General features: G+C 54.6%; 11 protein-coding genes. 3 read left to right on the forward strand and 8 right to left on the reverse strand.

Annotated features, from left to right (window positions below; translation table 11 throughout):
- The first annotated feature begins 85 nt into the window (after positions 1–85).
- The 3 genes from RB298_RS30335 to RB298_RS30345 are packed head-to-tail and all read left to right on the forward strand — an operon-like array spanning position 86 to position 3,346.
- Positions 86–1,249, forward strand: a complete 1,164-nt coding sequence (locus RB298_RS30335; RefSeq protein WP_192569264.1) for an NEW3 domain-containing protein — start codon at positions 86–88, stop codon at positions 1,247–1,249.
- A gap of 5 nt (positions 1,250–1,254) precedes the next feature.
- Entirely contained in the window at positions 1,255–2,277 is a 1,023-nt protein-coding gene (locus tag RB298_RS30340) for an ABC transporter ATP-binding protein (protein ID WP_486050067.1), read from the forward strand.
- A complete protein-coding gene (locus RB298_RS30345) occupies positions 2,243–3,346 on the forward strand; it encodes an ABC transporter permease (RefSeq protein ID WP_486050069.1) in 1,104 nt (367 codons plus the stop codon). Before RB298_RS30340 ends, RB298_RS30345 begins: the two co-directional genes overlap by 35 nt.
- Positions 3,347–3,442: 96 nt before the next feature.
- Here RB298_RS30345 and RB298_RS30350 read toward each other — a convergent pair whose 3' ends face one another.
- The 8 genes from RB298_RS30350 to RB298_RS30385 all read right to left on the reverse strand — a co-directional run bounded on the left by RB298_RS30350 (position 3,443) and on the right by RB298_RS30385 (position 12,642).
- Positions 3,443–4,252 carry an alpha/beta hydrolase gene (locus RB298_RS30350; protein ID WP_096772995.1) on the reverse strand — a complete coding sequence of 270 codons (810 nt, stop codon included), beginning with the start codon at positions 4,250–4,252 and terminating at the stop codon, positions 3,443–3,445.
- Between the two features lie 55 nt (positions 4,253–4,307).
- Positions 4,308–4,640, reverse strand: coding sequence for a cupin domain-containing protein (locus RB298_RS30355; RefSeq protein WP_192569267.1), 333 nt, complete (start codon positions 4,638–4,640; stop codon positions 4,308–4,310).
- Positions 4,641–4,821: 181 nt separating this feature from the next.
- On the reverse strand, positions 4,822–5,940 hold the full coding sequence (locus tag RB298_RS30360; RefSeq protein ID WP_486050071.1) for a hypothetical protein: 1,119 nt from the start codon (positions 5,938–5,940) through the stop codon (positions 4,822–4,824).
- A 14-nt stretch (positions 5,941–5,954) separates the two neighbouring features.
- Positions 5,955–7,364 carry a family 43 glycosylhydrolase gene (locus RB298_RS30365; protein ID WP_486050153.1) on the reverse strand — a complete coding sequence of 470 codons (1,410 nt, stop codon included), beginning with the start codon at positions 7,362–7,364 and terminating at the stop codon, positions 5,955–5,957.
- 46 nt (positions 7,365–7,410) lie between these two features.
- Entirely contained in the window at positions 7,411–8,289 is an 879-nt protein-coding gene (locus RB298_RS30370) for a carbohydrate ABC transporter permease (protein WP_009592190.1), read from the reverse strand.
- A gap of 21 nt (positions 8,290–8,310) precedes the next feature.
- Complete coding sequence (locus RB298_RS30375; protein WP_375121119.1) at positions 8,311–9,204, reverse strand: ABC transporter permease; 894 nt, start codon at positions 9,202–9,204, stop codon at positions 8,311–8,313.
- A 150-nt stretch (positions 9,205–9,354) separates the two neighbouring features.
- Positions 9,355–10,893, reverse strand: a complete 1,539-nt coding sequence (locus tag RB298_RS30380; RefSeq protein ID WP_036672196.1) for an extracellular solute-binding protein — start codon at positions 10,891–10,893, stop codon at positions 9,355–9,357.
- Between the two features lie 210 nt (positions 10,894–11,103).
- On the reverse strand, positions 11,104–12,642 hold the full coding sequence (locus RB298_RS30385) for an extracellular solute-binding protein (RefSeq protein ID WP_096772991.1): 1,539 nt from the start codon (positions 12,640–12,642) through the stop codon (positions 11,104–11,106).
- Positions 12,643–12,745: the final 103 nt, after the last annotated feature.

Below are 12,745 nucleotides of genomic sequence, written 5' to 3' on the forward strand. Positions count from 1 at the left end.
GGTAATTTTAATCTTTCCGATAAATCCAATCCCGGTCGTTCCAACGTACTCTTTGTGACAAAAAAAAATTAGGAGGGGTAGTGTCATGAAATCATGTAAACAACGAGCCAAGCAGCTGAGCCTGATGCTCTTGTTCATCCTGGGTGCTTGCTTGTACGGCGGGGGGAACACCGCGTTAGCGGCCGGAGAAATCACGTTATACACACCATATACGTCGATTTCCGTTCCGCCTGGAGAAGTCATCAATTACCCGCTAGAGGTCAAAAACAATACGAATAGCGTCATTACGGTTCCACTGCAAATCAACAGCCTCCCGAGCGGCTGGAGCACCAAGCTAAACGGTGGAGGCTGGCAGCTGAAGGAGGTATCGGTGAAGCCCGGCGAATCCGAATCGGTGACCCTGGAGGTAACCGTGCCGCTTAAGGTAGATAAAGGCTCCTACCGGTTTCAATTAACCGCGGGCTCGATGGCCAGTCTGCAGTTAACCGTGGATATCACGGAAAAAGGAACCTATCAAACCGAGCTCACAACCGATCAGGCCAATCTGGAGGGCCACGCCGATTCCACGTTCACCTACACGGTGAATCTGCAAAACCGAACGGCCAATAAGCAAAACTATGCCCTGAGCGCCGATGCCCAGGCGGGTTGGGACGTTACGTTCACGTCAGGCGGCAAGCAGGTATCCTCCGTCGAAATCGAAGCAGGCGCAAGCCAATCCATTACCGTCGATGTCAAGCCGCCTGCGGAGGTGACGGAAGGCTCCTTCTCCATTCCGATCCGCGCCTCCAATTCATCGACGTCCTCCGAGCTTGCGCTGGAAGCCGTCATTACAGGGTCTTACGGGCTGGAGCTTACAACGCCAAGCGGCTTGCTCAGCACGAATGTCAATGCGGGCGGAAGCAAAACCATAGAGCTGCTGGTGAAGAATACGGGCACCGCACCACTCTCGGACATTAATCTCAGCGCCGATACGCCGGTGGATTGGGAGGTCAGCTTTAATCCGAAAACGATCGAGAATCTGCCTGCAGGCAAATCCACAACGGTAGAAGCCAAGCTGACTTCAAGCGACAAAGCCATCGCCGGCGATTATGTCACGAGCCTGAAAGCCGCTGCGGCCGAAGCAAGCTCCGACGCCCAATTCCGCGTAGCCGTCAAAGGTTCCATGCTATGGGGCTGGATCGGCGTGCTTGTCATATTAGCCATTCTGGGAGGCATCTATGTCCTCATTCGCAAATACGGAAGGAGATGACCCTGATGGATACGGTCATTGACATTCAGGAACTGACGAAGAGTTACCACGACACGAGAGCGGTGGACCGTTTATCCCTTCAAATCAGGCGGGGCGAGATCTTCGGCCTGCTCGGTCCGAACGGTGCGGGCAAATCCACCACGATCCTGATGCTGCTGGGGCTGAGCGAACCGGATTCGGGATCGATAAGCGTGCTTGGCATCAATCCGACAAGAGAGCCGATTCCGGTGAAGCGGCGGGTTGGGTACCTTCCGGATGACGTCGGCTTTTACGAAGACCGTACCGGCATGGAAAACCTGATGCTAACCGCGCGGTTGAATCGAATTCCGGATAACCAAGCCCGCGAAAGGGCATTGGAGCTGCTGGAGCAGGTAGGTCTCACGCATGCTGCCCACAAGAAGACGGGGGCTTATTCCCGCGGGATGCGGCAGCGGCTCGGACTTGCCGACGTCTTAATGAAATCCCCCGAAATCATCATTCTTGACGAACCGACCCTGGGCATCGATCCGACAGGTATGGAAGAGCTGCTGCGGTTGATTCGGAAGCTCAGCCGCGAGCAAGGATTGACCGTGCTGTTATCGTCCCATCAGCTCCACCAGGTTCAGCAGATTTGCGACCGCGTCGGCTTGTTCGTTCGGGGACGGCTCCTCGCCGAAGGCGATGTCGGGAGTCTGTCCCGAACTCTGTTTGCGGATGATCCCATTATGATCACGGCGGAGCTGGATGAGCTTGTGCCCGAACTGCGGGATGCCATCGGCAGCATCCCAGGGGTTCACCAGATCGAAGTTCCGCCTGCCGAGAGCGGTCCGGCTGAATCAAACGACACGCTGACCAGAGACCTGCCAATTCAGGTTCTGATTCGGGCCGATAGGGATTGCAGCCCGGAGATTGCCCGAACGGTCATAAATGCAGGTGTTCGGCTGTTCTCGCTGAATCGCCAGCAGCACGGCCTGGACGAAATCTACCACCGTTATTTTGCAGGAGGTGAGGAGCATGGCAGAACGAACGACGCCAAGCATACCGGCTAAGCTGACCGGCATGGGCCGCCGGCTGCAAGCCTTATTCGAAAGCAGGAAAAAGGGATCTGCCAAGCCCGCCCGGGCCCCCGGAGAAACGGCAGCCGAAAAATCCGCCCAACCCTCCATGCCCTCGGCATTCGGCGTGCTTGTCCGCAAAGAAATAGCGGACCATATCCGCAGCTGGCGCTTCATCCTGCTGCTAGGCATCATTGCCCTAACCTGCGTAGCCTCGCTGTATACCGCCATGAACAGCATCCGGGAAGCCCTCGGATCGGAGAACGGGGTCCATGATTTTGTCATTCTGAAGCTGTTCACCATCTCGGACGGCACCCTTCCGACCTTCATCGGGTTTGTCGGTTTCCTGGGTCCGTTGCTCGGAATCGGCATGGGTTTTGATGCCATCAACAGTGAACGGAACAAAGGCACGCTCAGCCGAATCATGGCCCAGCCGATTCATCGCGACGATCTGCTCAATGCAAAATTCGGGGCTTCCCTGATCGTCATCAGCATCATGTTTATCACGCTCGGGCTGTTGACCATGGCACTGGGCACCCTGATTATCGGCATTCCGCCTACCTTTGAGGAATTTTTACGGATCATCAGTTTTCTGGTCGTGACGATCTGTTACGTCGGCTTCTGGCTGAATCTGTCCATTACGTTCTCCGTAAGGTTCCGACAGCCAGCCACCTCCGCCTTGTCGAGCATCGCCGTCTGGCTGTTCTTCAGCTTCTTCTTTGACATGATCCTGCAGCTGCTGTCGCGGGGACTGGCTCCCAGTACTGCCTCGGCGACGGTCCAAGATGTCATGAGCTATCAGAATCTGATGCTGTGGCTAGGCCGGCTGTCGCCGTATACCCTGTTCAATGAAGCGACGACCACCCTGCTGATGCCATCCATCCGCAATCTCGGTCCGCTCACGCAGGAGCAGGTGTATGGAGCCATTGCCAGTCCGCTGCCGTTCGGCCAAAGCCTGCTGCTCGTCTGGCCGCAAATTATCGGGCTGGCCGCAGCCACGTTGATCTGCTTTGCCATCTCCTACGTCCTGTTCCTCCGCCAGGAGATTCGAGGCCGGTCCTGATCTTCAGGCTATACGAACAAGCTCATCTGAAGGATTCTTCAGATGAGCTTGTTTTTTTATCGAGCGTTCAAGCGTTCTCAAGTTATATGATTTGTTCTACCTTCCTTGCACGACGGCTTGCGACAGGAACCCAATCTTCTGCAGCCAACCCTCGCACAGGCGCGTCCATTGGGAAACACTGGCATCTTCTTCCGCAAGGCCAAGGCCATGCCGGCCTTCCGGGAAAACATGCAGTTCGAACGGAATTTGCTGCTTGCTCAGCGATCCGGCATACATCAGGCTGTTCTCGACCGGGACCGCGCCGTCATCCGCGGTATGCCACAGAAAGGAAGGCGGGGTATCCGGTTTTACCGCCCATTCGAGGGACATCGCATTCCTTAAGTCTTCCGCCGGATTCTCCCCCAACAAATTGATCATGGAGCCCTCATGGTAGTAGTCCTTAAATGAAATGACCGGGTAACAGAGAATGGATGCGTTCGGACGGGAGCCCTGCCTCTCAACGCGATCTTCGGCCTCCGGATTTCCTTCATCGAAATAGGTGCTTGCACTGGCCGCGAGATGTCCGCCGGCAGAGAATCCGAGAATTCCGATGCGTTCCGGATCGATGTTCCATTCCTTGGCATGATGCCTTACGAGCCGAATCGCCCGCTGGGCATCATACAGCGGATAAGGATGCCGGTACGGGGCAACCCGATAATGAACGACGAATGCCGATAAGCCGATCGAATTCAGCCACAGGGCCACCGGATCGCCCTCATGATCTGCCCGCCGTCCATATCCGCCGCCCGGCAGAACGAGCACGGCTCCGTGTGGTGTTTCTTTTTGTAGAAGATAAGGTGTCATATAAGGCGTGAACGACTCTTCCACCGACGCATATCCTGGTGTATCCTGTTCCCAAAGCTTCATTCTATCCATTCCTTTCCGACTTCATAATTGTCGTTGTCCTTCGAATCGATTTCTTTCAGCCGCAACTCTCTTCGGGTCCAAGCAAATCAAGCCTCAACGGTGTAAACGCATCCAAAAGAGCGGATGGCTCGAGTGCTTTCACGCCATGCTCCGCTCCGCCCGGAATGACGATGGTGTCTCCCTGACGCACAAGGGTCGTCTCGCCGTTGATATAGAATTCAATGGCTCCCTTCAGGCAATAACTCATCTGCTCATGGGGATGACTGTGGAGTGCCCCTTCCGCTCCTGCTTCAAAGTGAACCTCCATCATCATCAGACCGGTCCCAGGTTTAAATACCTTCCTCGTCACACCGGGCTCCGCTTGCTCCCAAACCCCGATCTCCGCCATCCTCTTTCTCCTCTCCTGTGCCAAGCGCCTTATTTTCGCGCCATCGATTCTTCCGTAAACGAGCTTTCTACTTCTTCGGCGAAGGTCATGCATTTTCCTATGGCCATCACCAAAAAAATCGAAATGTCCGCACGAAGATGGATCTTTCTTAATGAGAAGGTCCTTGCCTTCAAACCCGCAACTATGTATCTGCAGCTGCCCGAAGATTGGAGAATGCGGAATCGGCGGCATCCAGCTTTCGCTCCTGCAGCCCGCCCAGCTCCCGCAGCGAATAGCGGATCAGAATCGCCTGGGTTCCCGCATTCATATCCCCCTCTACCTCTCCATTGCCCAGCGGAACCGCCTCCGGCATGTCGGGATAATACTCTCCCGGCTTTACCTGGGCCACATTCGGCGCCGGCGGGGAATGATCGATTTCCCGTGAAAATCCGCCGTCCGCGCGTTTGAGACGAGCCATATTCTGCAAGGTGATTTCCGCGATGATCCGAACATCCTGCTCCGGGATGCGCAGCTTCATCGATGTGAGGAGACTGATCGGGTTCCGGATATAACACATATCAACGGCCTCCTCGCTTTGCAGCGCACGCATCAACGAATGGTATATTTCCGATATCCGCGGCAAGGGAGCTTGAAACCGATTATAGAACGTCAGCAGCTTGAAGGTTCCCGATATTCGGACATATGGCGTGCCTTCGCCCCACAGCCCCGTCGCCGGATCTTGTATGCTCGCAAAATACGACAGCGCCTCACGCAAAAACGGCTCCCTCTCTTCCTGCGGCATTTGGGATAAATAAGGGGCCGAATTACACAGGCGATCGCAGCCGCGCCAGCTGTTCACCAGACTGATCGAGCGCAGCCACTCCGCATATTCCTCGGGAGAGCGGCAGTATGCCGGAGCCATATGCCGATTGCCCGGCAGCGGGTGCAAGGGGGCTGCACCCAACTTGCGGAGTGCTCCCACGCTGTACCCAAGCGCTCGCCCCACCATCACATCGTCTGTTCTCATATTGGGATCGGCATCATAAAAGTAACCCGTCACGGGGTCTTGTTTGGACTGAAAAAACCGCACGAGCCCCGCCTTGATGCCATCGGACAGTCTTTGCAGAAGCCCGCATCGCTCGATAATGCCCAATGCCTGCGCGGTCGACTCGATGTCCGGAACGAACGCCTCGGAATCCCGTGAACTGCGGGCATAATAGAATCCGCCGGAAGCCGCGTCGTATTGCCCCTCGAGCCATTCGAAGAAGCCTTCAAACAGCCTGTCGCCGCCTGCCAGAATATCCTCTAATCCCTGTGCCATTTCTACCCCTTCTTTCAGCTGCTTATGACGTTATATGAAAAATTCCGGAAAATCACCCTGCCTTTTCCGATGGCATCCAATCCGACGCGGAGACTCTGAAATCCGCCAAACGTGTTATGATGGAACCCTGAAACATCCGCGACCTTGTCGTACCGGATCCACTGCGTCCCCTCGAAGCTGTAATAGAACGAAACGATATGCGCATCGTTAACCAACCGCAGAAATGCCCTGCGAGTATGGTTCGGCATCGTGCCGTATCCCTTGAATGACCGGAAATGCCGGACTCCGCGCTCGTTGACTCCCATGCCGAGATATGCCGCATCGTTGTAATAGAGCAGCAGACGGCCCTCCGCCGGACCCTCCACGATAATCTCGACCTCTGCTGAGTAACGCTTATGGCCCGCCATGTAGAGCAGCGGAGAAGCTTTGGCTTCCTCGGGTGCTGCTTCGGCTGCCAACTCATGATTCTCCGGACGGAACCGGGTGGAAGGCTCCACGCCTTCGCACTGCCAATGAAGGCCCAGTTCAGATCCGGCAAAGGTATCCCTGAATGAAACGCTTTGATTTACCGCATCGATTTCTTCTTCGTCGTGCGACCCAACATGCCGGTCAAGCCTCTCATGGCCTTCCGCAGCATGAAACCACCCGTCCGAGGTCCATTCGATCGGTTCGAGCAACGTCTGCCGACCGAGCGAATGGAATCCGCCCGCATATGCATGGTAGACCATCCACCACTGGCCGTCAGGACTGTCGATCAGCGAGGCATGTCCCTTGGACCACCAGGGCTCCTCCTTGGATTCCGTATGAACGACCGGGTTATAAGGCGAATGCTCCCACGGCCCCCATGGCGTTCGGGATCTTGACGATACGGCCATATGGCTTGTAGGCGGTCCTGCCGTCCCCCCGACAGCTACCGTCAGATAATAATATCCGTCGCGAACGGTCATCTTCGGCCCTTCCAGGCTGTATGCCTCTACGACCCAATCCTCCGGATACCGCCAGCCGTTATACACATGCCTCACTTCGCCCGCGACCGCGAGCCCGTCTGCCGTAAGCTCTACAAAATCACCGCCCGACATATGCAAATAACGCTTTCCGTCCGGTCCTGCCGTATGCCCCGGATCAATTCCCTTGATCCCCAGATTGATCGGCTTGCTCCACGGTCCCGCCGGACTGGATGCCGTAACGACCCAATTCGTCCGCCCTGCCGGATAATAGATGTAATACCTCCCGTTATGCGCGACGAAATCCGGCGCCCACACATCTCCCTCGTAATGGGGCAGTGCGGCCCCGACCCGGCTCCAATTCAGCAAATCACGCGAATGCCAGATGACGAGCCCGGGCGTCAGCTTGTAGGATGAATGCGTCATGTAATAATCCTCGCCGACCCGGATGATCGACGGGTCCGCATAATTGCCGGCCATGATCGGTGCATGCCGTTTCTTTTCCAACACGCTCCTTCGCTCCTCTCTATCCCTTGATGGATCCCAGCAGCGCGCCCTTCGCAAAATGCTTCTGCAGGAACGGATACACGCATAGTATCGGCAGCGTGGCAATGACGATGACCGCCATTTTCACCGTCTGCTCCGGCGGCCGGACGAATTCGTCCATGCCGGAGGTATCGGCAGTCAAGCCGCTGGCAAGAATGACGATCTGCCGCAGGATGACCTGCACAGGCCACTTGGCCGCGTCATTCAGGTACAGAATCGCCGACATATACGTATTCCAGTAGGTAACCGCATAAAAGAGCGATATCGTTGCAATGGCAGGCATCGACAGCGGAATCACGATTCGGAACAGGATGCCCCAATCGCCGGCCCCGTCGATTTTTGCGGATTCCTCCAGCCCCTCGGGCAGGTTCTGAAAAAAGTTTCGCATGATGATGAGGTTGAAGGCATTGATCGCCGTCGGGACAATCAAGGCCGCATACGTATCGATGAGCCCCATCTCCTTCACTACGAGGAACGTCGGTATCATCCCCCCGCTGAACAGCATCGTGAACAAGACCATGAACATGATGAAATTTCGGCCATCCAGATCCCTGCGCGACAGCCCGTAGGCCATCAGGCAGGTTAACAGCATGCTGAACAAAGTGCCCAGGAAGGTTACGCCAACGGAAACGCCTAGCGAACGAAAAACCGTATTGGTCGAAAACACGTATTTGTAAGCGTCAAGGGACCATACGGTCGGAAACAGGACAAACTGCTTCTGCGCCAGCTCCGTCACCGTCGTGAACGATCCGGCGATGACGTGAAGGAAAGGCAGAATGGTAACGAGGCCGATGATCGACAGCAGCGTGTAGTTCACGATATCGAAGATCCGGCTCGATATCGTTTTATCTTGTACCATAGCGGTCCACCTTTCTCATAATTAATAGATGCCTTCTTCTCCGGCCTTTTTGGCCAGCCAATTGGCCAGCATCACCAGAATGAGACCGATCAGCGATTTAAAGAACCCGACCGCCGTGCTGAAGCTGAACTGTCCTTGCTTCAGACCCGCGGTGTACACATACGTATCGAAAATCTCCGCAACATCCCGGTTCATCGAGTTTAAGAGGAGATAGATATGTTCGAACCCAAGTTCCAGCACGTCGCCGATTTTCAAAATCAATAAAACGACGATCACGCTTCGAATCGAAGGGAGCGTGATATGCCACATTTGCCGAAAGCGGCTGGCTCCGTCAATTCGGGACGCTTCGTATAAACCCGGATCAATCGCGGCCATGGCGGCCAAATAAATGATGGTCCCCCAGCCGGCCTCACGCCAGATGATCTGCAGGACATACATCGGCCTGAACCACTCGCTGCTCATCAGGAAATTGATTTTTTCGAATCCGGCCATAACCAGCAGCTCATTGATGATGCCGCGATCCATCGAGAGCATGACAAACGAAATGGATACGATGATAACCCACGACATGAAATGGGGAATGTACACCAGCGTCTGGATAAAACGTTTAAACGCTTCGCGCCGGACCTCGTTGAGCATTAAGGCAAGAATGATCGGCACGGGGAAATAAAATGCCAGGTTCAAGAAAAACAGCAGCAGCGTGTTGCCTAATATCGTGAAGAACATCGGCTCGGTAAACAGCCGCTCAAAGTGCTTGAGCCCCACCCAGGGGCTGCCCGTTACGCCCAGATAAGCCTGATAATCCTGGAAGGCTATGATCAATCCCGACATCGGGATGTATTTAAAGATCAGGAAGTATAAAAATCCCGGAAGTATCATGAGATAGATCGCCCGGTTTTTAACGATTCTTCTCATTCGACCGGACTCCGGTATTGTGGGGGCGTCCTTGCGCATCCCGGTCTTCACTGCGGTTTCGCTCATGATCTCAGACTTCCTTTCTGCCCCGAAGCCTGCCGGAGACTGCAGCATTGCAGTCTCCGGCCGTTCGGGATGCTGGCATGTTCGTTATTTGGAAGATTCGTAGGAAACGTTGAACTCATCGATGATTTGCTGACCGCCGCTCTTTAGCCAGTTGTCCACGACGGCTTGGAATCCGGCCTCGTCCAGATCTCCGAGCATGAACCGATACGTGCCGTCCTTGATCATCTCCTGCAGCTGCACGCCCTTTTCGTTAAACGTCTTGGAGTCCAGGGAAGCCGAAGGATCCTCTATGAGATAATCATTGTTCTCCACGATCATTTCCTCCGCCTTCGCTTTAACAGGAAGCATATGCTTCGGCTCATAGAATCCTTCGATCGTTAGCGGCCCGCCCACCTGCATCGCTTGATAAGGCTTCACTTCACGATCGGTCAGCTTGGTGTCCTCCGAAGGAACGACCTTGCCTTCCTCCAGCTGGTGGTGCTGTCCTTCCACTCCCCAATAGATCAGGTTGCCGAGCTCAGGGCTCATCAGCTGATCCATGAAGGCAAGCACTCCTTTCAGTTCTTCCTCCGATTTGATGGCTGTTTTCGGAAAGAGTATCACCGAGCCGTAGCCGGGAACCGACCAGATTCCGAAGCCGTTCGGTCCCCCCTCGATTTTATTCTGAACATCGAGCTCCGCATCCGGATTCACTTCGACGACCTTGGGATGCAGGCTGGATACGTCCCCCATCGCTCCGATATAAACGCCCGATTTGCCGGTAATGAACAAATTTTGCTGATCGGTTTTGCTGGTAACCGGGAAATCCTGATTGATCAACCCTTCCTGATGAAGTTTCTTGAAGAATTTCATCGTCTCCATATATTCGGGGAACATGAACTCGGGAGCCAGCTTGCCGTCCTTCTCGCCCCAGTTATTCGGTGTCCCGAGCCATGAGCTTATCGTTTTGAATGCCCCATAGATCAGATCGTTCCGGTCCGTCAACGGAATCGTGTCGTCTTGGCCGTTGCCGTCAGGATCCTTTTCCTTGAACTGCTTCAGCATATTATAGAACTCGTCAATATTGGTCGGAGCGCTGAGCCCAAGCTTGTCGGCCCAATCCTTGCGATAAATGATGCCTTGGCGCGACAAAGGCACTTCACGGTATAACGCATAGATTTTGCCGTCCACCGCCGTGTTTTTTAACACATCGGGTTTCAGCTTGCTGAGGTTCGGATATTGATCCAGCAGCGGCCCGATTTCCCAGAATTGCCCGTTGCGGATCGCGTCCCGCATATTGACTAGCGAAGCGGCATTCTTCAGATACGTCACCTGCGGCAGCGTTCCGGTTGCGAAGGATGCATTGACCTTTTCGTCGTAAGTGCCGTCCGGCACCCACTGAATGTCAAGCTTGGTGCCCGTTTTCTCTTCCAGCAGCTTCTCAATCATGTCGGAAGGAACTTCAGGGGTGTGAAGGTTGGCCATGATCGAGATGGCAACCGGTTCGCTTGGTTTCTCGCCTTGCGCCTGACCTCCATTTGTGCTGCTGCCGGTTGCTGCAGGGGCGGAGCCGCCGCCACAGCCCGCCAACACGGATAAAGCGGTTACAATTGCCAGGATGGTACTGGCTTTTTTCTTCTTCATCATCTGACCTCCGTTATAATTGGGTTAAGGACTGACAAGAAACAGCTTAGATGACGGAAGCTCGGTGCGTATATAATCCTTCGATTGGATATGGGGAGTTCGGCCGCACCCGGCATAGGGAGCCGGGGGAATCAAATCTAATGATTACATAGGCAATGGGATCGCCGATGATGGCGCGACAACAAAAAAACCGCCGGGGAAATCAATCCCCTAGCGGTATTTCTCATGCAGATACGGTCCCACCGTGCTTCGATACGAAGCATCATATTCCTCGATAATCTGGCTGCCCCCTTCTTCAAGCCAACGGTCGATCTCCGCCTCGAACCCCTTCTCATCGATCATTCCCAGCATGAATTGATAGGTGGCGTCCCGCATGCGTTCATTCAATCGGACGCCGATCTCGTTATACAGCGGAGATTCGAGCGGTGCGGTAGGATCATAGATGAGGAAGCTTTCATTATCATAAATCAGCCGCTCGGCTTTATCCTTGACCTTATTCGTGTTAACCGGCTCCAGCATGCCCGGGATGGTGCTGAAGCTTCCGGCCATCAAAGCCTGGTAAGGCTTCACGTCCTTCTCCCTCAGCTCAAAAGCATCCACCGCCACCGCTTTGCCATCCTGTACGGTATAGTGGGTGCCCTCGATTCCCCAATACATCAGGTTCGCAAGCTCGGGACTCATTAGCGCATCGTAGAAGGAGAGCACATTCTTCAATTCCTCTTCCGTGGCGATCGCGGACTTCGGAAACAAGATGACCGTTCCGTATCCCTGCGATGCCCATATCCCGAACCCTTCCGGCCCGCGAACCCGATTCTGAACATCGAGTACGGCCTCAGGGTCATTCGCCAGCAGCCTTGACTGCAGAGACAGGACGTCCCCCATCGCGCCGATATAGACCCCGGCTTTCCCCGTAATGAACAGCTCCTGCTGGTCCGTCTTGCTGGTAATCGGAAAATCTTCATTCACCAGTCCTTCGCTATGCAGCTTCTTAAAGAATCTCATCGTTTCCATATACTGCGGAAAGACGAATTCCGGCTGCAACGAATCGTTGTACCATCCCCAACGATTCGGCGTTCCGTAGTAGGAGCTGATCGTCTTGAAAGCCCCGTAAATCAAGTCGTTGCGGTCCGTTAACCCGATGGTATCATCGATGCCGTTGTTGTCCGGATCGTTAAATGTAAACCCTTTCAGCATTTCGTATAAATCGTCAAGCGTTTCCGGCGCCGGAAGCCCCAGCCGATCCGCCCAATCCTTCCGGTAAATGATGCCCGAGCGGGCCAAGGCACGCTCCTGATACAGGCTGTACAGCTTCCCGTCAATAGCGGTATTCCTTAAAACCTCGGGCTTCAATCGCTTTAAATTCGGATAGCCGTCAAGGTACGGGCCGATTTCCCAGAACAGCCCGCTTCGTATTTCATCCCTGAAGTAGGACAAGGATGCGGCATTCTTGAGATAGAGGACTTGCGGCAAGGTCCCTGTCGCAAGCGCTGCAAACACTTTTTCATCATAACTGCCGTCCGGCACCCACTGGATGTCCAGCTGAACGCCCGTTTTTTCCTCGATCTCTTTCTCGATCCGATCGGATGGAATCTCGGTGGTGTGCAGGTTGGCCATCATCGAAATGCGGGTACTGCGTTCAAAAGACGCATTTCCGCCATCCGCCCCCGATGAGCGGGCCATGGTGATGCAAGCAGCCGATACCAATAGGATAGCGAGCGTAAGCATAACATAGTTTGACAGACGGGTCATCAATCCGTTCTACCTCCGTTCCCCCATGTTTCTTGCGGATCCCAGCTGACTGAGACGATCATATCATATGTACATCTTTTTTTATGACAAACCAGGATGATCA

This window comes from Priestia sp. BR_2 (genome assembly GCF_041954005.1).
In the GTDB taxonomy this organism is placed as follows: domain Bacteria; phylum Bacillota; class Bacilli; order Paenibacillales; family Paenibacillaceae; genus Paenibacillus_AQ; species Paenibacillus_AQ lautus_A.